The sequence below is a fragment of the Wocania arenilitoris genome, from assembly GCF_021728535.1.
In the GTDB taxonomy this organism is placed as follows: domain Bacteria; phylum Bacteroidota; class Bacteroidia; order Flavobacteriales; family Flavobacteriaceae; genus Wocania_A; species Wocania_A arenilitoris.
This window is the reverse complement of the sequence record NZ_JAKKDU010000016.1, coordinates 1-22,848: the sequence shown is the minus strand read 5'-3', so window position 1 is coordinate 22,848 and position 22,848 is coordinate 1. Positions and strand designations below refer to the sequence as shown.

The 22,848-nt window shown below is 30.9% G+C and carries 27 protein-coding genes and 1 pseudogene; 18 read left to right on the top strand and 10 right to left on the bottom strand.

All coding sequences use genetic code 11. The annotated features are described in order from the left end of the window. Positions 1-24: 24 nt before the first annotated feature. On the bottom strand, positions 25-498 hold the full coding sequence (locus L3X37_RS12745; RefSeq protein ID WP_237240559.1) for a Dps family protein: 474 nt from the start codon (positions 496-498) through the stop codon (positions 25-27). Between the two features lie 105 nt (positions 499-603). Here L3X37_RS12745 and L3X37_RS12740 point away from each other — a divergent pair, with 105 nt between their 5' ends. Further along, on the top strand, positions 604-1,548 hold the full coding sequence (locus L3X37_RS12740; protein WP_237240558.1) for a LysR substrate-binding domain-containing protein: 945 nt from the start codon (positions 604-606) through the stop codon (positions 1,546-1,548). Positions 1,549-1,580: 32 nt separating this feature from the next. Here the strand turns inward: L3X37_RS12740 and L3X37_RS12735 are convergent, their stop codons facing one another. From L3X37_RS12735 to L3X37_RS12725, 3 genes are all read right to left on the bottom strand, one after another. Continuing rightward, positions 1,581-1,778 (bottom strand): hypothetical protein, encoded by a 198-nt coding sequence (locus L3X37_RS12735; protein ID WP_237240557.1) that lies wholly within the window; start codon positions 1,776-1,778, stop codon positions 1,581-1,583. 125 nt (positions 1,779-1,903) lie between these two features. After that, on the bottom strand, positions 1,904-2,704 hold the full coding sequence (locus L3X37_RS12730; protein WP_237240556.1) for a TIGR00266 family protein: 801 nt from the start codon (positions 2,702-2,704) through the stop codon (positions 1,904-1,906). Positions 2,705-2,837: 133 nt separating this feature from the next. Next, a complete protein-coding gene (locus tag L3X37_RS12725) occupies positions 2,838-3,293 on the bottom strand; it encodes a DUF4442 domain-containing protein (RefSeq protein ID WP_237240555.1) in 456 nt (151 codons plus the stop codon). 144 nt (positions 3,294-3,437) lie between these two features. On the opposite strand from L3X37_RS12725, the gene L3X37_RS12720 reads away from it, so the two are divergent. From L3X37_RS12720 to L3X37_RS12700, 5 genes are all read left to right on the top strand, one after another. Continuing rightward, positions 3,438-3,884 (top strand): DUF4870 domain-containing protein, encoded by a 447-nt coding sequence (locus L3X37_RS12720; protein WP_237240554.1) that lies wholly within the window; start codon positions 3,438-3,440, stop codon positions 3,882-3,884. A gap of 215 nt (positions 3,885-4,099) precedes the next feature. Next, positions 4,100-4,441 carry a PadR family transcriptional regulator gene (locus L3X37_RS12715; RefSeq protein ID WP_099564330.1) on the top strand — a complete coding sequence of 114 codons (342 nt, stop codon included), beginning with the start codon at positions 4,100-4,102 and terminating at the stop codon, positions 4,439-4,441. After that, positions 4,438-6,258: a PspC domain-containing protein gene (locus tag L3X37_RS12710; protein WP_237240553.1), complete on the top strand. Its 1,821-nt coding sequence runs from the start codon at positions 4,438-4,440 to the stop codon at positions 6,256-6,258. Before L3X37_RS12715 ends, L3X37_RS12710 begins: the two co-directional genes overlap by 4 nt. A gap of 107 nt (positions 6,259-6,365) precedes the next feature. After that, a complete protein-coding gene (locus L3X37_RS12705; protein ID WP_237240552.1) occupies positions 6,366-7,103 on the top strand; it encodes a head GIN domain-containing protein in 738 nt (245 codons plus the stop codon). 166 nt (positions 7,104-7,269) lie between these two features. Next, the gene (locus L3X37_RS12700) at positions 7,270-8,109 is read left to right on the top strand and encodes a GIN domain-containing protein (RefSeq protein WP_237240551.1); all 840 of its coding nucleotides are present in this window, start codon (positions 7,270-7,272) and stop codon (positions 8,107-8,109) included. A 76-nt stretch (positions 8,110-8,185) separates the two neighbouring features. Here L3X37_RS12700 and L3X37_RS12695 read toward each other — a convergent pair whose 3' ends face one another. The 5 genes from L3X37_RS12695 to L3X37_RS12675 form a co-directional block, all read right to left on the bottom strand. Beyond that, positions 8,186-8,497 (bottom strand): hypothetical protein, encoded by a 312-nt coding sequence (locus tag L3X37_RS12695; protein WP_237240550.1) that lies wholly within the window; start codon positions 8,495-8,497, stop codon positions 8,186-8,188. Between the two features lie 172 nt (positions 8,498-8,669). Beyond that, positions 8,670-9,065 carry a rhodanese-like domain-containing protein gene (locus L3X37_RS12690; protein WP_237240549.1) on the bottom strand — a complete coding sequence of 132 codons (396 nt, stop codon included), beginning with the start codon at positions 9,063-9,065 and terminating at the stop codon, positions 8,670-8,672. A gap of 7 nt (positions 9,066-9,072) precedes the next feature. Further along, a complete protein-coding gene (locus tag L3X37_RS12685) occupies positions 9,073-9,390 on the bottom strand; it encodes a rhodanese-like domain-containing protein (protein ID WP_237240548.1) in 318 nt (105 codons plus the stop codon). A 293-nt stretch (positions 9,391-9,683) separates the two neighbouring features. After that, positions 9,684-10,307, bottom strand: coding sequence for a thioredoxin family protein (locus tag L3X37_RS12680; protein ID WP_237240547.1), 624 nt, complete (start codon positions 10,305-10,307; stop codon positions 9,684-9,686). Between the two features lie 11 nt (positions 10,308-10,318). After that, the gene (locus L3X37_RS12675) at positions 10,319-10,867 is read right to left on the bottom strand and encodes a redoxin domain-containing protein (RefSeq protein WP_237240546.1); all 549 of its coding nucleotides are present in this window, start codon (positions 10,865-10,867) and stop codon (positions 10,319-10,321) included. Positions 10,868-11,217: 350 nt separating this feature from the next. Here L3X37_RS12675 and L3X37_RS12670 point away from each other — a divergent pair, with 350 nt between their 5' ends. The 10 genes and pseudogenes from L3X37_RS12670 (at position 11,218) to L3X37_RS12630 (ending at position 19,628) form a co-directional block, all read left to right on the top strand. Further along, positions 11,218-12,624: an anthranilate synthase component I family protein gene (locus tag L3X37_RS12670; RefSeq protein ID WP_237240545.1), complete on the top strand. Its 1,407-nt coding sequence runs from the start codon at positions 11,218-11,220 to the stop codon at positions 12,622-12,624. 1 nt (position 12,625) lies between these two features. Then, the gene (locus L3X37_RS12665; protein ID WP_237240544.1) at positions 12,626-13,192 is read left to right on the top strand and encodes an anthranilate synthase component II; all 567 of its coding nucleotides are present in this window, start codon (positions 12,626-12,628) and stop codon (positions 13,190-13,192) included. Between the two features lie 12 nt (positions 13,193-13,204). After that, positions 13,205-14,197 carry an anthranilate phosphoribosyltransferase gene (gene trpD, locus L3X37_RS12660; protein WP_237240543.1) on the top strand — a complete coding sequence of 331 codons (993 nt, stop codon included), beginning with the start codon at positions 13,205-13,207 and terminating at the stop codon, positions 14,195-14,197. Continuing rightward, positions 14,194-14,979: an indole-3-glycerol phosphate synthase TrpC gene (trpC, locus tag L3X37_RS12655; protein ID WP_237240542.1), complete on the top strand. Its 786-nt coding sequence runs from the start codon at positions 14,194-14,196 to the stop codon at positions 14,977-14,979. The genes trpD and trpC overlap by 4 nt, the downstream gene beginning before the upstream one ends. Then, positions 14,976-15,572 (top strand): annotated as a pseudogene (locus L3X37_RS15465) (phosphoribosylanthranilate isomerase); the annotation flags it as partial. The gene trpC and the pseudogene L3X37_RS15465, both read left to right, overlap by 4 nt. Positions 15,573-15,614: 42 nt before the next feature. Beyond that, positions 15,615-16,796, top strand: coding sequence for a tryptophan synthase subunit beta (gene trpB, locus L3X37_RS15460; protein ID WP_369409902.1), 1,182 nt, complete (start codon positions 15,615-15,617; stop codon positions 16,794-16,796). A 3-nt stretch (positions 16,797-16,799) separates the two neighbouring features. Next, a complete protein-coding gene (gene trpA, locus L3X37_RS12645) occupies positions 16,800-17,564 on the top strand; it encodes a tryptophan synthase subunit alpha (RefSeq protein ID WP_237240540.1) in 765 nt (254 codons plus the stop codon). Next, positions 17,564-18,013, top strand: coding sequence for a tRNA (cytidine(34)-2'-O)-methyltransferase (locus tag L3X37_RS12640; protein WP_237240539.1), 450 nt, complete (start codon positions 17,564-17,566; stop codon positions 18,011-18,013). The genes trpA and L3X37_RS12640 overlap by 1 nt, the downstream gene beginning before the upstream one ends. A gap of 123 nt (positions 18,014-18,136) precedes the next feature. Continuing rightward, positions 18,137-18,895, top strand: coding sequence for a peroxide stress protein YaaA (gene yaaA / locus L3X37_RS12635; RefSeq protein WP_237240538.1), 759 nt, complete (start codon positions 18,137-18,139; stop codon positions 18,893-18,895). Between the two features lie 94 nt (positions 18,896-18,989). Then, positions 18,990-19,628 carry a hypothetical protein gene (locus L3X37_RS12630; RefSeq protein ID WP_237240537.1) on the top strand — a complete coding sequence of 213 codons (639 nt, stop codon included), beginning with the start codon at positions 18,990-18,992 and terminating at the stop codon, positions 19,626-19,628. Here L3X37_RS12630 and L3X37_RS12625 read toward each other — a convergent pair. Further along, entirely contained in the window at positions 19,625-19,816 is a 192-nt protein-coding gene (locus L3X37_RS12625; protein WP_369409901.1) for a hypothetical protein, read from the bottom strand. The two genes, L3X37_RS12630 and L3X37_RS12625, sit on opposite strands and share 4 nt — an antisense overlap. Before the next feature lie 513 nt (positions 19,817-20,329). Here L3X37_RS12625 and L3X37_RS12620 point away from each other — a divergent pair. Both L3X37_RS12620 and L3X37_RS12615 read left to right on the top strand, forming a co-directional pair. Further along, complete coding sequence (locus tag L3X37_RS12620) at positions 20,330-21,463, top strand: DUF7486 family protein (protein WP_237240535.1); 1,134 nt, start codon at positions 20,330-20,332, stop codon at positions 21,461-21,463. A 579-nt stretch (positions 21,464-22,042) separates the two neighbouring features. Further along, positions 22,043-22,615 (top strand): cupin domain-containing protein, encoded by a 573-nt coding sequence (locus L3X37_RS12615; RefSeq protein ID WP_237240534.1) that lies wholly within the window; start codon positions 22,043-22,045, stop codon positions 22,613-22,615. Positions 22,616-22,848: the final 233 nt, after the last annotated feature.

The window sequence follows — 22,848 nt, the reverse complement described above, 5'->3', positions numbered from 1 at the left end:
ACATAAAATTTTGGCAAAATGGAATTACTCATCTAACCAAGCATTCATCATCCAAATAGTCTTTTCTTGTTCGGTAATAAAATCGCTCATCATAGAGTTTGTTCCTTCATCATTTGCATCACCAGACTTATCTAAAATTAATCTTTCAATTTTTAAAAGTTCCGTTAAAGAATCAACGATTAAACGTACCGATAAATCGTCTTTAGATATATTCTTGCCAACAGGAACTTGTGCAACCGCGGTATAATCCTCAAAAGTATGTAATGGAGTTTCGCCTAATGTTAATACTCTTTCTGCTATTTCATCAACTTTAATATTAGCATCTGTGTATAACTCTTCAAACTTTACATGCAAATCAAAAAAACGTTTTCCTTTAATATTCCAATGAATACCTCTTAAATTCTGATAATATATTTGAAAGTTTGCAAGTAAATGATTTAAATCTGTTGCTATTTCTTTTGTTTTTTTTGTGTCTAATCCTAAACTATTGAGTGTCATTTTATGTTTGTTTTATTGTTCACAACAAAATTAATTTATAATTAACAGTAGTTTCTATAAGTTTTATTGATAGTTTTTATATTTTTATAGCCTAAATTGATACTTATGACAATTACCCAATTATATTACGTTTTGGCTGTAGCCGAAAATCAAAACTTCACCAAAGCTGCTGAAAAATGTTTTGTTACACAACCCACGCTAAGTATGCAGATTCAAAAACTTGAAGATCAGCTTGAAGTTCAAATATTTGATAGAAGCAAAAAACCCATTGAACTTACCGAAGTTGGTAGAAAAATTGTTAATCAAGCTAGAAATATTGTTAACGAATCATATAGAATTCAAGATATTGTAGATCAGCAAAAAGGGTTTATTGGTGGCGAGTTTAAATTAGGAATTATCCCTACTATTATGCCAACTTTATTACCCATGTTTTTAAAATCTTTTATAAAAAAGCACCCTAAAGTAAAGCTTAAAATTGAAGAATTAACAACTGAAGAAATTATAGAGCGTATTACAGAAGGTCATTTAGATGCAGCCATAGCTGCAACGCCACTTGAAAACGAAATAATTAAAGAACGTGTACTTTATTTTGAGCCCTTTGTAAGTTACATTCCTAAAGGTCATCGTTTATATAACAACAAAAAGATTAATGTGTCAGATTTAGATATTGGTGATATGTTACTCCTTGAAGACGGACATTGTTTTAGAGATGGCGTAATTAATCTTTGTAAAGCTTTTAAAAATCATACAGATGACCAATTTCAATTAGAAAGTGGCAGTATAGAAACACTTATAAAATTATCGAACGAAGGTTTAGGCATGACGCTTTTACCTTATTTACACACTTTAGATATAAAAGAAAAAGAAAAAGAAAACCTACACTATTTTAATGAACCAACTCCAGCAAGAGAAGTTAGTTTAATATACCACAAAAGCGAATTAAAAATGCAAATTATTGAAGCTTTACAAGACGTTATCTCAGGCATTATTCGTGGTGCAATCGCTTTTCAAAATGTAGAAATAATTAGTCCAATTTCTTCAAACAAATAGAACTAAAAAAGCGACCGATGGTCGCTTCTTTTTTATACTTTTAAATAAATTAAACATTGATTTAATTCTGGGTTCTGCTGCACTAGAGAATGAATAAAAAGTTTAAGCTCTTCAATCTCGTAAGGTAGCAATCGGTTTACTGCCTTTTGTACTTCTTTGCAAAACAACGTCGTATCAAAACTTACTTTTTTTAGTACTGTTTTGGTGTACTCTAGCATTGCTCTCGCCATAATTACTATTAGGATTATTGGTTTAAATTAAAAGTAGATTTTTGTATAAGCTTCGTATATTTTATTAAACATATAAAGTTAATAAAAAATTGTATTTTTTTGGTAAATTAAAGAAAATTTAACACTTAAAATCTATTATCCCCACCTAATAAATCGCCTAAACCACCAAGCACACTACCCTCGCCTTTATCTTTACCACCACCTCTCGGAGCACTTGCTAAAACACGTCCTGCTAACCTACTAAATGGTAACGATTGCACATAAACAGTTCCTGGACCTTGTAGCTTAGCAAAAAACAAACCTTCACCTCCAAAAATGGTGTTTTTAATACCGCCTACAAACTCAATATCGTAATCTACTGTTTGATCAAAACCAACAATACAGCCTGTATCTACACGAAGTGTTTCTCCGGCTTGTAATTCTTTTCGAGCCATTGTGCCGCCAGCATGTACAAACGCCATACCATCACCTTCTAGCTTTTGCATAATAAAACCTTCGCCACCAAATAAACCTCGTCCTAATTTTTTTGAAAACTCAATACCTACACTAACGCCTTTTGCTGCACATAGAAAAGCATCTTTTTGACAAATAAATTTACCTCCAAATTCGGTTAAATCAATCGGAATAATTTTCCCAGGATACGGTGATGCGAAAGAGACATTGCGTTTACCAACTAAATCATTATAAAAAGCTGTCATAAATAAACTTTCGCCAGTTAGTATACGTTTTCCAGCACCTAAAATTTTCCCTAAAAAGCCTGTGTCTTTTTGAGAGCCATCGCCAAAAATGGTTTCCATTTTAATACCATCGTCCATCATCATAAAACTACCCGCTTCGGCTACTACACCTTCTTGTGGGTCAAGTTCTATTTCTACATATTGCATTTCTTCGCCATATATTCTATAATCTACTTCGTGTGCTGTCATTTTATTATTTTTTGTTAATTTGTTTATATGTTGATTTGTTTAGGATTTTGTTACAAATTTCAACCTTTAAATTCCAAAAAAAATCTCGCAAAGTTGCTAAGACGCTAAGTGAAACGTTATATACCTTATATGCCTATTGCTTTACTCTAACACTCCACTCAAAATTAAAGGTTGAAACCACTACTCCTTCTTTGTTAGTTCCTACAGATTTCATCCAAATGGTTTGCCCTTCACCAGTTTCTATAGTTTTTTGCAACGCCTTATCTATTAGTTCTCCATCGTTACAAACAAAGGTTATTCTGCCCGTTGCCTTTTTAGTAAAGGTGGCATTATTGGAAGTCACTAACATAGAAACCTTTTTTCCACTTTCTTGAATTTTAGCCATAACAATAGCACCTGTTGTAAGTTCTGCAGCCATACCTTGTACCGCCCAAAATAAAGATTTAAATGGGTTTTGATTAATCCATCTATGTTTTACAGTAACTATACACGCTTTATTATTAATAGATTTAACTCTAACTCCCATTAAGAAAACTGCTGGCAGCTTAAAAATGTTGAATGTATTTATTTTACTAGGTGTTAACTTCATTTTGTAATTCATTTTAATCAAAATTATTGAAAATAATTGACATATCAATTTGTTAAATTTTTGTTAATTTTTAGTACTATGCGTAACATAATACCTTTTTTTAGACATATATTTGCATAAGAAACTATTATATGTTTTAAAATCATGTTAGACAATCATCAAAAAAACATCGCTACTTTTATTCATTTATCAACCTTTAGTAGGTTTTTAATACCGTTTGGAAACTTTATTGGCCCTATAATATTATGGGTTACTAATAAAGATAAATCTGAGTTTATAGATACACATGGCAAACAGGCTATAAATTTTCAAATAAGTATTTTATTATATGCTATTATTTTAGGAACGCTTACAATTCCGTTTTTTATTTTTAAAATTTTTAGCGGTTTAGACTTTATAGATTTTAATGGGTTTCATGATTTTCATATTAATATAGGAGAACCATCACCACTACTTTATATAGGCGGTACGCTAGGAGCTTTTGCTATTATAGGTTTTATTTTAGAGCTTGTTTTTATTGTAATTGCAAGTTTAAAAGCTAGAGATGGCGAAATATATCATTATCCGTTAACTATTAACTTTTTAAAATAGCATTATGACTATGCATTGCACACTAAAAAGGCAGATTAGTCCGCGTTAGGGATTGCAGTGGAAAGCCCACAGCGAGGCACGAGCGAGGACTTGTAACGAAAAGCCCGACCCAGAGGGTAACGCCCGAATTAAAAAATAATAAAATTAATCAATAATAAATCATCAAAAATCAATCAAAAAATGAACAGTTTCATAATATTAAAACGCTTTAGAATATGAAGATAGAAAACACAAAAGCACAAATGCGTAAAGGCGTATTAGAATTCTGCATACTATCAGTCTTAAAAGACGACGATGCATATGTAGCAGAGATTTTAGGCACCCTTAAAGACGCAAAGCTGCTTGTTGTAGAAGGTACAATTTACCCACTACTAACACGACTTAAAAACGCAGGTCTTTTAAATTACAGATGGGAAGAATCTACCTCTGGACCACCGCGTAAATATTACGGATTAACAGAAACAGGGAAATTGTTTTTAAAAGAATTAAACACGACCTGGAGCGAATTACACAACGCAGTAACTATAGTAACAAGCCAAAAAACAACAAAAAAATGAATAAAACAGTCAACATAAATTTAGCAGGTATATTTTTTCATATAGATGAGGATGCATACTTAAAATTGCAACGCTATCTTGAGGCTATAAAACGTTCATTTACAGACTCTCAAGGTCGTTCTGAAATTATATCAGACATTGAAGCTCGTATAGCAGAACTCTTTAACGAACGTGTGCAAAACGATAAACAAGTTATACGTATTAAAGAAGTAGACGAAGTGATTACCATAATGGGGCAACCTGAAGATTATCTGGTAGATGACGAGATTTTTGAAGATGAACCTCAACAGACTTATAAAAGAAAAACTACAGCATCTAAAAAATTATTTAGAGATACTGATAACTCATACATAGGTGGTGTATCATCTGGAATAGGGCATTATTTTGGAATAGATGTGCTATGGGTACGTTTAGCTTGGATAATTTTAATATTTGGTGCTGGTACAGGAATTCTATTATACATATTACTTTGGATTTTAGTACCTGAGGCTAAAACGACTTCGGAAAAAATAATGATGACAGGTGAACCTGTTAACATTAGCAACATCGAAAAAAAAATTAAAGACGGCTTTGAAAATGTAACTGAAACCGTAAGTGATGTTGCCAAAAATGTAACAGATTCGGTATCGGATGCTGCAAAAAAAGTAGATTTTCAAAAACAAGGCAATAAAATAAAATCGTCGTCAAGAACTTTTTTTGATACCATTGGAGAAGTCATAATGTTCTTCTTTAAAATATTTGCAAAGTTTATTGGTATTATATTAATGATAGTAGGTGCAACGACACTTATCGCCTTAATAGTTACATTGTTTTCAGTTGGTGTGGTAGATATAATACACATCCCTTGGTTAGACTATGCTAATATTGCTAATGCAGGTAACACTCCTATTTGGTTAGCTTCACTTCTAACACTTTTTGCAATTGGTATTCCATTCTTTTTCCTATTCTATTTAGGTTTAAAGATTCTAATCAACAACTTAAAATCGATTGGTAATATTGCAAAATTCACACTATTAGGTGTGTGGTTAATCTCTATTATCGGATTAGTTGTAGTAGGTGTAAGACAAGCTAGCGAACATGCTTTTGATGAACGTGTTATAGAAAAAAAGGAGTTGCAAATTACTGCAAACGATACTATAAATTTAAAAATGGTAGGCAACGATTTGTATAATAATGGAGGAAACAGACATAGAGAATCGTTTAAACTTATTCATAACGAAAATGGGGATAAAACTATTTACTCATCTGACATTACTATTATAGTTAAATCTACTACAGACTCTTTAGCTACCTTAAGTATTGATAGAAGTGCAGATGGTAGAAGTTATGAAAAAGCTATAGAACGTGCCAAAAACATAAACTATAATTATGCTTTAAAAGATGATATGCTACTTTTAGATTCTTATTTCACAACTGATTCTAGTAATAAATTTAGCGATCAAGAGATAGTACTCACTTTATATTTACCTGAAGGTAGTGTTATAAAATGCCACGAAAACTCGAAAACGTTTTTTTACTATCATAATTCTAAAGGAACTATTGTTACATACCATAACACTAACAATTACTTGAGAATTCTAGAAGATAAAACGGAGTGCTTAAACTGCCCTGTTGAAGAAAAGGAAGAAGATTATAAAATAGATGTTGATGTGAAAGGTGAAGATTCTAGTTTAAAAATAAATGAAAAAGGTTTAAAGGTAACTGTAGACAGCTCTAGTTTAAAAATTGATAAAAACGGAGTAAAAGCCCATGGAGATGATATTAATGTAAACATTGATGGCGATGGTATTTCAATAAAATCTAAAGAGAACCAATAAACAACTCATCATTAAAAATCGACAATTCGGATATTTAAGTTAAATATTGATTTAAACATTGTAGATATTTGAATTATAAAAAATAAAATCAATCTAAACAAACAATTATGACAACACTAACAAAAATTATAGTAGCCACATTACTTGCAATATTAAGCCTAACTTTATTTTCCTGCAATTTTGATATTAACATGAACTCTGGAGTTCGTGGTAATGGTAATGTGCAAATTGAAGAACGAAATATCACCGAATCATTTTCAGCTATTAAAGCTACTGAAGGTTTAGATGTATACTTAACACAAGCTAACAGTGAAAGTATAACTGTTGAAGCTGATGAAAATCTTCATGAACTTATTTTAACCGAAGTTGTTGATGGTGTTTTAAAAATTCATACAAGTAAAAATATTGGTAGAGCATCTTCAAAAAAAATAATGCTAAGCTTTAAAGATATTTCGGCAATAACTTCAACAAGTGGTAGCGATGTTTATTCTACAAATACAATTAATGCAAATCATTTAAAATTAAAATCAACCAGTGGAAGCGATATGAAATTAGAGGTTAGCACTTCAACGCTTGAGTGCAAATCTACCAGTGGCAGCGATTTAAAACTATCTGGTAAAACAGGAAGATTAATTGCTGAAGCTACAAGTGGTAGCGATATTAAAGCAGCTAATCTAGTTGCAGAATCAAGTCAAGTAAAAGCTACAAGTGGAGCAGATATTACTGTAAACACTTCAAAAGAACTTACTGCAAGCGCATCCAGTGGTGGCGATATAAAGTACTATGGAAACCCAGAAAAAGTAAATAAAAATAAGAGTTCGTCTGGTAGTGTTATAAAACAGTAAGAAACAACCAAGCTCAAAATAGCCAACCAATTTATAAACCATTCTAAACTACAATTGTAGTTTGGGGTGGTTTTTAATTTATAAGTAATAATTGTTAGTGACTTTAGGTCTTCTAATGTGTCTAAATAATTGATACAGCTTATCAAAACAATTAATCCAAAATAAAATGAAAAATAAAGCCCTTCCTTTTATTTTCTTATTTAGCGCCTGTATTTTAGTACAAGCTCAAAAAATGGAAAAGGTTAAAGGCAACAGAAATGTAACCATAACACAAACTCCAATAGACGCTTTTCATACTATTATTGTTGATGAAGATTTCGAAATTGAAATTATATACAGTAAAACACCTTCAGTCGAAATAGAAACTGATGATAATCTTCATGAATTTATCACTTTTAATGTGAGAGATAGCGTCCTTTCATTTAATAAAACTAAAAGAATAGTATCAAAAAAAAGGTTAAATATAAAAGTAAGCTATGATGATTTTTTAACTCATATTGAAACTAGAGAAAATAGTGAAATACTATCGTTAGCTACTATGGAATTAAAAAATGGCAGTTTAAAAACTATAGGAAACTCTAAAGCTTCATTAACTATAGAATCTAACAACTTTAATATTGAAAGTCTAGATAAATCTAAAGTTAAACTTAATTTAACTGCCGATAGTACCAAAATAGTTTTAAATGGCTACAGTAAATTAGAAGCTTTAATTTATTCCCCAATTTTAGTTGCCGATTTATACCAACGTACTAACGCTAAAATTGAGGGACATAGTGACGATTTACTTTTAAGAACAGATAATAACTCACAATTTAACGGCAAAAATTTTACTGTAAAAAACTGTAATCTTTTTTCGGAAACTTCAAGCGATGCGACGCTAGAAATTACAGACAATATTACGGTTTCTTTATCTGGTTCTAGTGGGCTTTATTTATACGGTAACCCTAAAATAACTATTAACAAATTTGAAAACACCTCAAAAATTCAAAAAAGAGAAAATAACTAAGACCCTTTATAACCAATAAAAAAGCGCAGTACTTTAAATTTAAAGTACTGCGCTTTTTTATATTTGTAATATATTTTTAACTTACTTTTTTCTCTTTCATTTTCTCAACTCGCATAGCATTTAATCTCTCATTATTGAGTTTCTTTTCTTCAAGCAATTTAAGTTCGCGTTTAATTTCTTCGCGTCTTTTATTTTGCTCTTTTAACTTTTCATCTCTAATAGCTTGTCTTCTTTTTCTTTCTTCAAGCCTAATTTCTTCAAGCATTAAAGCCTTTTTTTCAGCCTTCTTTTGCTTAACTTTAGCTAAAGCAATCGATCCGTAAGTAAATCCATAAATACTTAAAAATAATAATGCTATTATCGACAATATTATCACACCGTTTCCCATAACTTTTTCTCTTAGGTAGTTTTTTTTAGTACTATTTAAACATATCAGTATAAAAGTAAAAAAAAAGAACTATGCTAAAAAATAAAAAAGGTAAAGTACCAAAAAAAGAAGTTGAAATAATTATTAAGTACAAAATACCCTTTCAAATGCATAAAATGCAATATAAAGTATTTTACTTTTCTATATTAAAACCTTCCAGTTTCCATTTAATTATTCCACCATCTAAGTTGTATAAATCTGTAAAACCAGCTTCAATAAATTTTTTAGCACTTTTAGCACTTCTTTTTCCTGAACGACAGTAGAGAATAACAGGTTTTTCTTTATCTATTGCTTTTATATCTTCAGTAAATGTAGGTGCAAAAAAATTAATGTTTAAAGCATTTTTAATATGGCCTGCATTAAACTCTTTTGGTGTTCTAACATCTATTAATAGTACACTATCTTGTTTCAAAAGGCTTTGCATGTCTTCTGCAGAAATCAATTTAGCTTTACTTGGTAATCTCTTACTACAACTAAAGATTACAAGTATCGAAATTAATAATAGTATTAAAACTAATATTTGTTTCATATGTTTTTTAGTCTAAATCTACAAGGTCACCCTCCCATTCTAAAATTCCACCTTCAAGGTTATAGGCATTTTCAAAACCTAATTGACTCATTATGCTACAAGCTTGTCCACTTCTATTCCCAGATCTACAATATACGTAGTAGCTCTTATTTTTATCTAGCTCTTCAATCTCATTAACAAATTCTTGCCCTTTATAAATATCTATATGAATAGCGTTAGCAATAATACCCTCTGACACCTCATCATCAGTCCTTACATCTATAATAACGGCATTATCATCTTTCTCTAGTTTAGACACCCATTCTTCTTGACTTAAATGTTCCATTTTTTTATTTGAAATTTATTTTTACAAATTTAACACATCTGAATAAATAATGAATGAACTCATCTTGACTTTTTCTATTTCCTGAAAAATGGCCAAAATGCATCCATATTTTGTTACTTTTCTTATTCGTATCGCTGCTATGCATTTCAAAAAGCGCCTCTTATGGATAAATTTTAATTCATTTTCGGTTAAACACAAAAAGTTAAGATAAGTTGAATTAAAAAAACCAAAGTACATAACTCTGGCTTTAAAATATTTAGTTTTCTGCGAAAGCGAAAATAAACGTTTAATTTTTAGATTTTAATAGAGCAGCCAATTGCTCTAGTTTCTGTGACTTGAACTTCTTTTCCTTTTAATAAAGCGTCAACAGCATCTTCAACATATTTTGTATTAACTGCTGATGCATTCTTATAATTATCATCAATAGTCCCAATATATTTAACAACATTACCTTTTTGGGTTTTATGTAAAATAAAAATCTGCGGTGTTTTTGTAGCGCCAAATTTAGGGTAAACATGTTGTTGCTCGTCAATTAAATATGGGAAAGTAAAGCCTTTTTCTTGAGCTCTTTGCTTCATAGCATTAAAATTATCTCCTGGTTTAATATTTGTATTATTTGGCATAATGGCAATTACAGGGTAACCCTTACTAGCATATTTGTTATTTAAAGCTATAATTCTATCCTCGTACATAACAGCAAAAGGACATGTATTACAAGTAAACGTAATGATAAATCCTTTAGCATCTTTGTAATTGGATAGCGAGACCATATTACCATCAATATTTTTAAGTAAAAAGTCTTCAGCTAGGTCTCCAATTTTATAACCTTCTTCTTCAAGGTTTGAATTAATTATTGTAAAAGCACTTAAACAGAAAAAAGTAACCATTACAGATGTTAATTTTATTATCCTTTTCATAATTATAGTATTTAATTAAAAAAATCTTCAACTTCTTTTTTAAGCTCTTCGTAATTAAATGATTTCTCGAAAAATTTACGTTCATCATTTTTATAAATTACAGTTGCTGGTATTGAACCTGACCATTTTTCATTTACTTTAGGAATCCAAGAATTCATATCTGCATCATCTAAGGCTATTACTTTAGATTGGAGCTGTTTTTTCTTAATAAATGGCTTTAATTTTTTTTCATATAAATGCGAAAAATCAAGACTTACCAGAATAACTTCAACATTTTTATTCTTATAAGTTTCATTTAATTTTTCAAAATAAGGTAATTCCTTTATGCATGGCGCACACCAAGTTGCCCAAAAATTAATAACATAAATTTTATCGTCCTTTTTACTCAAAAACTTTTCAAACCCTGCAAAATTATAGACTTCTAAATCAATTTTTTTTGACTCATTATTAGTTATAACCACTTCCTTTTTAGTGTTTTGAGTAGCTGCTTCTGTCTCCTTATTCTTATCTGCACAACTACAAATTAATAGTACGGCAATAATTAGCATCTTTAATTTCATGTGTCTACAATTATTTTGCTTTTATCGGTCATATGTAGCTTCCATATAATCATTTCTTTGGGCATCAAAATCTCGTTATGGAAGTTTCATAAGGTTAAAATTAATTAATAGTTTGTTGCAAATATTATAGTTTAACAAACTTTTATGTAAAAATTTAACTAAAGTTTTGTGTAATACTATTTTCATTTCTATATTTGGCCTAAGTAAAAAATAAAAATGAATACAATTTTAAATAATACTTGGTGGTGGCACTTTCGAAACTAACATTCGTGAAGTAAAATCCTAGTATATTTAAACTTAAAATATCGAAAAGGCTTGTCATTCACGACAAGCCTTTTTTCATAAAACATATGGAAAAATTTAGTCTATATACACATCACAAACGAATCTTAACAGATACGATTACACCCGTTACAGTGTATTATAAAATTCGAGATAAATACCCAAATAGTATCTTATTAGAAAGTGGTGACTATCACAGAAATCATAAAAACTTTTCGTACATCTGTTTCAATCCAATTGCGTCTATTAAGGTAGAGAATGAAGTGATTTCTGAAACGTTTCCCGATGGAAGTTCAACATCCATAGAAATAAAAGATGGTGTTAATGTAGTAGATGAAATTTATAATTTCACTAAGAAGTTTAATACTAAATCTGAAGATAATTTCAAATTTATCAACAATGGTATATTTGGTTATACAGCTTATGATGCAGTGCGCTATTTTGAAGATGTAGAAATTGGGAAAAAAGAAAATTCAGTTATTATTCCAGACATGTACTATGCCGTTTATCAAAACATAATAGCCATCAATCATTTTAAAAATGAAGCTTATATTTTTGCGCATTGCTATGAAGGAGCTAAAAATAACATCGATGAAATTGACAAACTAATTAATGTACAGAATTTTGCTTCTTATAAGTTTAATTCTAAAGGGGGCATCATGTCTAATTTGACTGATGAGGAATTTAAAGAACATGTAGAATTAGCTAAAAAACATTGTCAACGCGGTGATGTATTTCAACTGGTACTATCAAGACGATTTTCCCAAGAATTCACAGGCGATGATTTCAATATTTATCGTGCCTTACGAAGTATAAATCCATCACCCTACTTATTTTATTTTGACTATGGTGATTTTAAAATCTTTGGAAGTTCGCCAGAAGCGCAATTGATTGTAGAAGACGGATTAGCCGAAATTCATCCAATTGCTGGAACATACAAAAGAACTGGAGATTACGAAAAAGACGAGGTTTTAGCCGAAAAATTAAAAAACGATGATAAGGAAAATGCTGAACATGTGATGCTGGTGGATTTGGCTAGAAATGATTTAAGCCGCCACGGAAGTCAAGTAAAAGTTGAAACTTATAGAGAAGTACAATTCTTTTCGCACGTGATTCATCTAGTGAGTAAAGTTACAGGAATAAAACACGATACAACTTCAACCATGCAAGTGGTAGCGGATACATTTCCTGCGGGAACTTTAAGCGGTGCTCCAAAACACAGAGCCATGCAACTTATTGAGGATTACGAAAAAACAAGTCGTGGATTTTACGGTGGCGCAATAGGTTTTATGGATTTTGATGGCAACTTTAATCACGCCATAATGATTCGTACGTTTTTAAGTAAAGATTACAAACTAAATTGGCAAGCAGGAGCAGGATTAGTCTCTAAGTCCAATAAAGAAGATGAGTTACAAGAAGTATATAATAAATTAGGCGCATTAACTAAAGCTATTAAATTAGCAGAAGACATTTAAAATGAAAAAAGTATTAGTTATAGACAATTATGACAGTTTTACATATAATCTTGTTCATTATTTAGAAGATTTAAACTGTGATGTTACCGTTTTAAGAAACGATAAATTAGTTTTAGAAGATGCAGAACCTTTTGATAAAATTGTGTTATCACCAGGTCCTGGAATTCCTGATGAAGCAGGTTTATTAAAAGCTATTATTGAAAGATACGCACCAACCAAAAGCATATTAGGGGTTTGTTTAGGACAGCAGGCTATAGGCGAAGTTTTTGGAGGTTCATTAGTTAATTTGGATGATGTTTATCATGGCGTTGCAACTAATGTATCTATAAGTGTAGATGATGAATATATTTTTAATGACTTAGAAAAAAACATTGAAGTTGGGCGTTACCATTCTTGGGTTGTAAATCCAAATTTACCAGATAGCTTAGAAGCCACTTCCTTTGATTCAAACGGACAAGTCATGTCTCTTAGACATAAAGAGTATGATGTTAAAGGCGTGCAATACCATCCAGAATCTGTTTTAACACCTGACGGAAAAAAGATATTAGAAAATTGGGTTAACAACTAGGTAAAGAAAAAAATGAAAGAAATTCTTAACAGATTAATAAACCACGAAACCATATCAACAGAGGAGGCAAAACAGATTATTGTTAACGTATCAAATGATATGTACAACCCAAGCCAAATTGCCTGTTTTCTATCTGTTTATATGATGCGTAGTATCACTATTGAAGAACTAACAGGATTTAGAAATGCCCTTTTAGAACTTTGTGTATCGATAGATTTTAGTGATTTTAACACCATAGATATAGTGGGTACCGGAGGCGATGGAAAAAATACTTTCAACATTTCCACATTATCATCTTTTATAACTGCTGGAGCTGGTGTTCATGTTTCTAAACATGGTAACTACGGTGTCTCATCAACTTCGGGTTCATCAAATGTTATGGAAAATTTAGGCGTAAAATTTTCTAACGATAAAGATTTTTTAAAACGCTGTTTGGATAAAGCTGGCATATGTATTTTACATGCACCATTATTTCATCCCGCCATGAAAAATGTTGCTCCAATAAGAAGAGAATTAGGTGTGAAGACTTTTTTTAACATGTTGGGGCCCTTGGTTAATCCTTCATTTCCAAAAAATCATGTACTTGGTGTTTTTAATTTAGAAGTTTTAAGACTTTATAGTTTTTTACATCAAAACTCTGGGCATAACTACAATATTGTTTATGCCTTAGATGGCTATGATGAAATTTCATTAACTGGAAAAGCTAAAATTGTTTCTAATCATTTTGAAAAAATATTCTCACCAGAAGATTTGGGGCTAAAAACGATAACTCAAGAAGCTATTTTTGGAGGAAACACAGTTGAAGATGCCGCAAAAATATTTGTAGATATTATAAGTGGAGAAGGTACAGAAGCACAAAACAACGTGGTTTGCGCCAATGCAGGATTAGCTATTGCAACTAGCAAGCAAATTTCACATCAAGAAGGCTTTCAATTGGCACAAGAATCGTTATTTTCTGGTAAAGCAAAGCAAAGTTTAGATACTTTAATTGAGTTAAGCAAATGAACATTTTAGACAAAATAATAATTGATAAACGTAAGGAAGTTGACCTTAGAAAAGGATTGATTCCAATTTCTCAACTTGAAAGCTCTGTGCTTTTCAATAGAGAAACTGTTTCATTGGCTCATAAATTACGAAATAGCAATTCTGGAATTATAGCAGAACACAAACGTCGTTCTCCCTCAAAATCTGTAATAAATAATAGTTTAAATGTTCTGGATGTTGCCAAAGGCTATCAAATTGCTGGTGTTTGCGGCATGTCTGTTTTAACAGATGGAAAATATTTTGGAGGATCGTTAGATGATCTACTAACTGCACGAGCAAGCTGTAATTTACCGCTTTTAAGAAAAGAATTCATTATTAATGAATATCAGTTATTAGAAGCTAAAGCCTATGGCGCTGACGTTATTTTATTAATTGCTGCTATTCTATCTAGAGACGAAATAAAACAATTTTCAGAATTTGCAAAAAGTTTGAATCTGGAGGTACTTTTGGAAGTGCATAACAAAGAAGAATTAAACAAATCTGTCATGCCTAGTTTAGACATGTTGGGTGTTAATAATAGAAACCTAAAAACCTTTAATGTTAGTTTAAACACCAGTAAAAGTTTAAGCAACCTTATTCCAGATGATTTTGTAAAAGTTTCAGAAAGTGGCATTAGTAATATTGAAGCTATTAAAGAATTACAACCTTATGGCTATCAAGGTTTTTTAATAGGTGAAAACTTTATGAAAACGGATAATCCAGGAGAAAGTGCAACAGAGTTTATAAATAAATTAGAAAAATGAAACTGAAAGTTTGCGGCATGAAATATCAAGATAATATTAAACAAGTTGCTTCATTGCAACCTGATTATCTTGGATTTATATTTTATAAAAATTCCGCGAGAAACTTTGATACTGAATCAATACCAGAATTACCAAAATCCATAAAAAAAACAGGAGTTTTTGTTGATGCTGATATAGATGTTGTAATTGACAAAATTAAACGTCATGGATTAAAAGCGGTTCAATTACATGGGAAAGAATCACCAAACTATTGTAAAGAATTACAATCTAAAAACATTGAAATTTTCAAAGTATTCTCAATAAAAGACGAATTCGATTTTAGTGTTTTAAAACCTTATGAAGGTATTGTAGATTATTTTCTTTTTGATACGAAAGGTAAACAGCCAGGAGGTAACGGATACACATTCGATTGGAGCGTTTTAAACAACTACCCTTCTACAACACCATTCTTTTTAAGCGGCGGCATTGGATTGAATCAAATTGAGGATATTAAAAAATTTCAACAAAGTGAAGCTTCAAAGTATTGCTATGCTTTAGATATAAATAGTAAATTTGAAATAGAACCTGGATTAAAAAATATTGAAGATTTAAAAAAATTTAAACAGATTCCTGCCTTCGCAGGAATGACAGAAATTATGAATTACAACGTAAACGAAAAAGGATATTACGGCGAATTTGGAGGTGCATTTATCCCAGAAATGCTCTATCCAAATGTAGAAGAGTTACGCCAGAACTATCTAAAAGTAATGACTGAACCTGATTTTAAAAACGAGTTCGATCAACTTTTAAAAGATTATGTAGGTCGCCCTTCTCCACTCTATTTTGCGAAGCGTCTTTCTGAAAAATATAATACCAAAATTTACTTAAAGCGCGAAGATTTAAACCATACTGGAGCACACAAAATAAACAATACCATTGGTCAAATTCTAATGGCTAAACGCTTAGCTAAAACTAGAATTATTGCCGAAACAGGAGCAGGTCAACACGGTGTTGCCACAGCAACTGTTTGTGCTTTAATGGGGCTAGAATGTATTGTCTATATGGGTGAAATTGACATTGCAAGACAAGCACCAAATGTGGCAAGAATGAAAATGCTTGGTGCTAAAGTCGTACCTGCATTATCAGGAAGTCGCACCTTAAAAGATGCCACAAACGAAGCTATTCGCGATTGGATTAATAACCCCGTAAATACGCACTACATTATTGGTTCTGCTATTGGCCCACATCCATATCCAGATATGGTAACCCGATTTCAAGCAGTTATTTCTGAAGAAATAAAATGGCAGCTAAAAGAGCAAGAGAATCGAGAAAACCCCGATTATATTGTAGCTTGTATTGGAGGTGGCAGTAATGCTGCGGGCACTTATTATCATTACTTACACGAACTAGATGTTAGCATTATTGCTGTTGAAGCCGCTGGCTTAGGTGTAGATTCTGGAGAAAGTGCTGCCACATCTGTTTTAGGAAAAGAAGGTATTATTCATGGTTGCAAAACTTTGTTGATGCAAACTAACGACGGACAAATAACTGAGCCATATTCCATTTCGGCTGGATTAGATTATCCTGGTGTTGGCCCAATGCATGCACATTTATGTAAAACAAAGCGAGCAGAGTTTTTATCAATTACTGATGATGAAGCTATGAAAGCTGGACTAGAATTATGCAAACTAGAAGGAATAATTCCTGCCATTGAAAGCTCGCATGCTCTAGCCATATTTGAACAGAAAACCTTTAAACCTGATGATGTAATTGTTGTTAGTTTATCAGGACGTGGTGATAAAGATTTAGAAAATTATATAGATTATTTTAAAATATAAATTGTGAATAGAATAAATCAAAAACTAAAAGAAGACAAAAAGCTTCTTTCTATATATTTTACAGCAGGTTATCCAAACATTAACGATACAGTTTCTATCATTCAAGATTTAGAAAAAAATGGTGTAGATATGATTGAGATTGGATTACCTTTTAGTGATCCTTTAGCCGATGGCCCAACTATACAAGCAAGTTCTACACAAGCTTTAAAAAATGGAATGACTACTGAGGTGCTTTTTAATCAGTTGAAAGATATTAGAAAATCAGTTTCTATTCCATTAATTATTATGGGGTATTTTAACCCAATGTTTCAATATGGTGTGGAAGCATTTTGTAAAAAATGTCAAGAATTGGGCATAGATGGACTAATTATCCCCGATCTACCTGTTGATGTATATCATGAACATTATCAAGAAATTTTTGAAAAGTATGGTTTAATTAACGTGTTTTTAATTACACCACAAACTAGCGATGAACGTATTAGATATATTGATTCTATCTCTAACGGTTTTATTTATATGGTGAGCAGCGCTAGTACTACTGGAGCACAATCTGGTTTTGGTAATGTGCAAACGGACTATTTTAAACGTATTGCACAAATGGATTTAAAAAACCCACAAATAATAGGCTTTGGTATAAGCAACAACGAGACGTTTACACAAGCCACTAAGTATGCTAAAGGTGCTATTATTGGAAGTGCGTTTGTAAAGCATGTGACTAAGCATGGTGCAAAATCAGTAGATGCGTTTGTAAAGCATATTCTAGATTAATGGCTTTAAATATTGTACTTATAGAACCTGAAATACCCAACAATACTGGTAATATTGGCAGATTAGCTTTAGCTTCAGGTTCTCATCTACATTTAGTAAAACCATTTGGATTTGAAATTGATGACACACGTTTAAAACGTGCTGGTTTAGATTATTGGCAGCATTTATTAGTTACTTATTATGAGAATATTGATGAATTTTTTGAGGTAAACAAAAATACTAACATGGTGTTTTTATCTAGCCATGGTAATAAAAACCACTGGGATATCCCCTTTAAGGATGATATGTTTTTAGTATTTGGAAAAGAATCTATAGGTTTACCAAAATCTATTATCGAAAAATATTCAAACCAAGTTTATAAAATTCCTTTATACAGCAAGCATGTTAGAAGCTTGAATATAGCCAATGCAGTAAGCATAGTAGTTTATGAAGGCTTAAAACACATATAGTTTAAAACTTTGCTAAATAATAATGTATTAGTTGCATTTATAGTTCCATCATTTATATTTACCAATTTAGATTTTAAATGTAAATTAGTAATTGTAAATTTGGTTTAATAAAACACATTTTAAATGAAGTTAGTATTATCACCTGCAAAGTCATTAAATTTTGAAACCGAAATACCAATCAATCTTTCAACCGAAGCTTGTTTTTTAAAACAAGCTGAACGTTTAAATAAATTGTTGAAAAAGAAATCTGCTAAAAACTTATCAAAGCTCATGAATATTTCAGATAATTTAGGACAGCTAAATTATCTGCGCAATCAAGATTGGCAATTGCCTTTTACAAAAGAAAATGCAAGACAAGCTGTGTATGCCTTTAGTGGTGATGTTTATAGAGGTTTAGATGTATATAACATTCCAAATGAAAAAGTAGAAACATTGCAAAATACAGTTCGTATCATTTCTGGTCTTTATGGTTTATTAAAACCTACCGATTTAATACTGCCTTATCGCTTAGAAATGGGAACTAAATTTCCTGTTGGAAAAAACAAAAACCTATATGAGTTTTGGCGTAAAACCATAACAAATGCTTTAAATGAGGAGTTAGAAGACAACGAGTTATTTTTAAATTTAGCCAGTAATGAGTATTTTAAAGCTATTGATACAAAAGCATTAAAAGTACCAGTAATTACAGCAAATTTTAAAGATTTTAAAAACGGCGAGTACAAAACAATTATGACGTTTGCTAAACTTGCTAGAGGTTACATGACGCGTTATATAATAGATACTAACGCAAAAACAATAGATGATTTAAAAGGCTTTAATTATGAAGGTTATAATTTTAGCGAACCTATGAGTACAGAAACCGAACTTGCTTTTATACGTTAGCTAAATGATTTATTATATAATAATTGCACTTAAAGTATTCTGCTTTTATCACATAATAAAAAATAGAAATTCATATTATTGGTTCTTTTTAATTTTGTTTGTACCAATTATAGGCTCTATAATCTATTTAATAACACAAGTTTACAACAAACGTGATGCTGAAAAAATTACCAGCGAAATAACTCATATAATTAATCCAACCAAAAAAATTAAAGATTTAGAAAAACAACTTCAATTTTCTAAAACTTACCAAAACCGTTTTAATTTAGCTGATGCCTTTTTAGAAATTAAAGACTATAACAATGCTATTCCGCACTATTTAGAAGCCATAGAAGGCAATATGCAAAACGATTTTTACGTCATAAAACAACTTATTGAAGCCTATTTTAATATTAAAAATTTTGATAATGTTATTTTATACGCTGAAAAAATTAAAGACCATCCAGAATTTAAAAAATCAAAATCACAATTTTTGTACGGTTTAGCTTTAGAAAAACTCGATAAGTTTGAAGAAGCTGAAACTAATTTAAGAGCTATTGATATTCGTTACTCATTTTATAACGAACGATTTGTACTTGCAAAATTTCTAATTAGTAGAAATAAAGAAACTGAAGCCAAAGAAATTTTAGAAGAAATATATTCAGAATCTCAACACATGACAAAACCTAATAAAAAATTGTTTAGAGCTACTATTCAGGATGTTGAAAAGTTATTAGCGAGTAAGAATATTTAATTAATGAAAAATCTGCATCGTGATTTACCACATTTTATTAAAAATCGGTAAATCATAATTTTGAGATCCAAAAAAACAAAATGCAATTTTTCCATCCGCATGCTACAATGGGGTACCAGTTTGCGGTCGTTTATAATGTTCTCTAAATAACCCACCAAAAAGAATTTAACGAACACAACAGGATCTATACTCTTTTGACCACATGAACCTTAATAGATTTGCGTCTCTTTACGCAGAAAGTTCAAATCCATAACCTCTGATAATCTACGATAAAAATTGTCTCTCGGAACTCGAGTGCTCAACTGGAAACTGTTGAACAACTTTTCTTGATATATCTTATTACCTTGCTTGTAATAAGATACTAATTTTCTGTATATATCAAGCCATTGTGCAACTGGCTCAATGTATAAAAATAATGCTTAAGTTTAATTCTAAATCAAAAGGCTAGTATGTATTTGGTCACTCTGATTTTCCTACGGAAAATCATCGAACACAAAAACGCACTATTCTTGTACAAACAGGCTAAACAAACCTTAAATTTCACTTATCCAAAACAATAAATCTTTTAATATAGACTGCAAATGATGCTAAATTAAAATGAAAGCCTTTTTCTTCTATATTTTTAAAACATGACAAAAGTCATTCTTCTTCTTTCCTTTTAATTGTACTTTTATTGTTTACACAAGTAAAATTTATATTCAATGGAAAAATCAAGACATTATTTAAGTAAAACGGTCTTTAACTATTTGTTTTTATTAGGGTTTTTATTTTTGTTTACTGCCTGTAAGAATGATTCTTTAAAAGCTAAAACAACCACAAAAGAAATAGCAAAAGTTAATGATATTCTTTGGAATGTTAATGCCGTATTACCAGATGGCACAACATTAGATATCAAGGCCATTGATAAAGAAGGTAATTTATTAAACATTAAAGCAATTCAAAACTCAGATCAAAGTAGTTTTTTAAATGTAAAAGCTTTTGTTGGTAATAAAAAACTGCCTGTAAAAATGTTAGTGAGCAAAGATAAACTTAAGCCAATTAAAGCCTTTAATGGTGGAGACGTATACGATATAAAAGCTATAACTCCAGAGGGTGAAAAACTAGATGTAAAAGGAGTTGCAAGATTTGAAAATATAGTTCTTATAAAAGCAATTTCTAAAAAAGGTGAGTTTTATGGTGTTAAAGCCATTTCGCCAACAGGAGAACAAAACGACATTAAAGGTATAAAAATTAACTCTAAAGACAGAGAGATGTCACTTAATGGTGTTGATATTCATGCGCATATAAAAGCAATGCATCCTGCAGCGAACGAAGACGATTTTGAAATTTCTGGTAAGTCGAAAAAGAAAAAAGAAAGTGAATTTAAAAGAATTATCTGGAATATTAAAGCTGTAACTCCTGAAGGTAAAAATTTAAATGTAAAAGCTTTTGATGCAGATGGCAATAAATTTGATGTAAAAGCTATTCAAGATTCTAAACAACATAGTTTTATTAATATTAAAGCTTTTGTTGATGGATATGCATTACCTGTAAAAATACTTGATAGCAAGGACGAATATTCTCCAATAGTAGCTATAGGTACCGATGGGAAAATATACAACATTAAAGCTATAACTGAAACTGATGCTAAACTTGATGTAAAAGGTATTAGCCGTTCAGGAAACCTTATTCATGTAAAAGCTATCGGTGAAAATGAAAACTTTTATGGCGTAAAAGCGTTTGCTCCAGATGGCAAACTGAATGATGTAAAAGGAATTAAAATTTTTGAAAGAAAGGTAGAATTAACAGTTCAAGGCAATCCTGTATATGCACATTTAAAAGCCATAACCCAATAAATAAAATCTAGTAGAAAGTAAATTGATGGTCGGAAGAAGCTTCGGCCATTTTTTTGATTTTTAATACTAATGGAAATACCACAGTTAAAGATCATCAAGTTAAAAGCGATAAATCTAAAGTCATCCAATTCATAATAATTTTGGGATAGAAATTAAATTACTAGTTGTTTTACGTATTTGACTTTATCAGAAAAAATTGACACCTTCGTTTAACAACCGATAAAGTTCATTACAAACGAAACCTTATCTATACTTTAGCTTTAATGCATTAGCAAGTTTGTGGAATTGAAAACTCCTGAATTTACTCAAACTAGGTAAAAAATAAATTGCCGAATCAAAGAAAAACGAAATGAATTATATTTGTTTTTAACGTGGGAAAATATTTCCGATTTTTCCGTAACGAAATCATACACTAAACCGTTGTAGACATACAGTACGCATAGGGTATTCTAAACATAGATATTTAGAGGCTCTGTATTCTTTCTTGCCTTGCATACTTCAAAATAAGAAATTTCTGTATATTTAACAAGCAATTGTGCAAGAGGCACAATATAGACTAACCAATCAAAACTAAATATTATGGAACGCAAAGATTTCTTGAAATCAACAGCAATAGGAATAGGAGCATTGCCAATTGTTCCTATGCTTAACGCTTGTAAATCTGAATTAAAGAAGAGTAGTACAAATGAGCCTTCAAAACAAGAAGTTACAAAATTACAAAAGCCAAAAATCGTTAAACAAAACGAAGGAAATAAATTGAATGTTTTAGGAGACAATCAAAACATTAAGTTGACTGGTGAAGACACCAACGGACAATACACCTTAATTGAACAGAACAATGAACCAGGCATAGGAATTCCTCCACATATTCACGAGAATGAGGATGAAGTTTTCCAAGTATTGTTTGGTCAAGTAGAAATGAGCGTTGGTAATAAAACAACAACTTTAAAAGCAGGAGACTTGATTTTTTGCCCTAAAGGAATACCTCATTCGTGGAGAGTTGTCGGAGAAGAAAAAGCTCGAGCTATGTTGAGTATTTTTCCGGCTGGTTTAGAAGGTATGTTTTCGGAATTAGCGGAACTACCCGCTGGACCACCAGACATGGAAAAGGTTACTACTATTTGCGGAAAATACAAATTGAAATTTGTTTAAGTAATAAAAGAAGAGGATTATCAATGTTGCCGAAGTCTAGGCTTCTGGGTATATCACAACCTTATCCCTATCTTTGACTCTTTATGATTAAACAATTAAGTTAAGACGTGTATAATACCAATTTAAATTCATAAAGTCGTATTGAAAGCATTTGTATAATGGTAATTACTCGTTATGGATTTAATAAGGTCATTACTCATATTGTTGACGCTATTGTGTAGCCATTTTTTTAA

Bases quoted from the DNA above. Each gene is read 5' to 3' on its own strand.
- trpD (WP_237240543.1), top strand. From the start codon at position 13,205: ATGAAAGAAATTCTTAACAGATTAATAAACCACGAAACCATATCAACA.
- L3X37_RS12725 (WP_237240555.1), bottom strand. From the start codon at position 3,293: ATGAAGTTAACACCTAGTAAAATAAATACATTCAACATTTTTAAGCTG.
- L3X37_RS12690 (WP_237240549.1), bottom strand. From the start codon at position 9,065: ATGAAACAAATATTAGTTTTAATACTATTATTAATTTCGATACTTGTA.
- L3X37_RS12745 (WP_237240559.1), bottom strand. From the start codon at position 498: ATGACACTCAATAGTTTAGGATTAGACACAAAAAAAACAAAAGAAATA.
- L3X37_RS12710 (WP_237240553.1), top strand. From the start codon at position 4,438: ATGAATAAAACAGTCAACATAAATTTAGCAGGTATATTTTTTCATATA.
- L3X37_RS12740 (WP_237240558.1), top strand. From the start codon at position 604: ATGACAATTACCCAATTATATTACGTTTTGGCTGTAGCCGAAAATCAA.
- L3X37_RS12680 (WP_237240547.1), bottom strand. From the start codon at position 10,307: ATGAAAAGGATAATAAAATTAACATCTGTAATGGTTACTTTTTTCTGT.
- L3X37_RS12735 (WP_237240557.1), bottom strand. From the start codon at position 1,778: ATGGCGAGAGCAATGCTAGAGTACACCAAAACAGTACTAAAAAAAGTA.
- trpB (WP_369409902.1), top strand. From the start codon at position 15,615: ATGAATTACAACGTAAACGAAAAAGGATATTACGGCGAATTTGGAGGT.
- L3X37_RS12700 (WP_237240551.1), top strand. From the start codon at position 7,270: ATGAAAAATAAAGCCCTTCCTTTTATTTTCTTATTTAGCGCCTGTATT.
- L3X37_RS12715 (WP_099564330.1), top strand. From the start codon at position 4,100: ATGAAGATAGAAAACACAAAAGCACAAATGCGTAAAGGCGTATTAGAA.
- L3X37_RS12620 (WP_237240535.1), top strand. From the start codon at position 20,330: ATGGAAAAATCAAGACATTATTTAAGTAAAACGGTCTTTAACTATTTG.
- L3X37_RS12695 (WP_237240550.1), bottom strand. From the start codon at position 8,497: ATGGGAAACGGTGTGATAATATTGTCGATAATAGCATTATTATTTTTA.
- L3X37_RS12640 (WP_237240539.1), top strand. From the start codon at position 17,564: ATGGCTTTAAATATTGTACTTATAGAACCTGAAATACCCAACAATACT.
- L3X37_RS12675 (WP_237240546.1), bottom strand. From the start codon at position 10,867: ATGAAATTAAAGATGCTAATTATTGCCGTACTATTAATTTGTAGTTGT.
- yaaA (WP_237240538.1), top strand. From the start codon at position 18,137: ATGAAGTTAGTATTATCACCTGCAAAGTCATTAAATTTTGAAACCGAA.
- L3X37_RS12720 (WP_237240554.1), top strand. From the start codon at position 3,438: ATGTTAGACAATCATCAAAAAAACATCGCTACTTTTATTCATTTATCA.
- L3X37_RS12705 (WP_237240552.1), top strand. From the start codon at position 6,366: ATGACAACACTAACAAAAATTATAGTAGCCACATTACTTGCAATATTA.
- L3X37_RS12685 (WP_237240548.1), bottom strand. From the start codon at position 9,390: ATGGAACATTTAAGTCAAGAAGAATGGGTGTCTAAACTAGAGAAAGAT.
- L3X37_RS12730 (WP_237240556.1), bottom strand. From the start codon at position 2,704: ATGACAGCACACGAAGTAGATTATAGAATATATGGCGAAGAAATGCAA.
- L3X37_RS12615 (WP_237240534.1), top strand. From the start codon at position 22,043: ATGGAACGCAAAGATTTCTTGAAATCAACAGCAATAGGAATAGGAGCA.
- L3X37_RS12670 (WP_237240545.1), top strand. From the start codon at position 11,218: ATGGAAAAATTTAGTCTATATACACATCACAAACGAATCTTAACAGAT.
- trpC (WP_237240542.1), top strand. From the start codon at position 14,194: ATGAACATTTTAGACAAAATAATAATTGATAAACGTAAGGAAGTTGAC.
- L3X37_RS12665 (WP_237240544.1), top strand. From the start codon at position 12,626: ATGAAAAAAGTATTAGTTATAGACAATTATGACAGTTTTACATATAAT.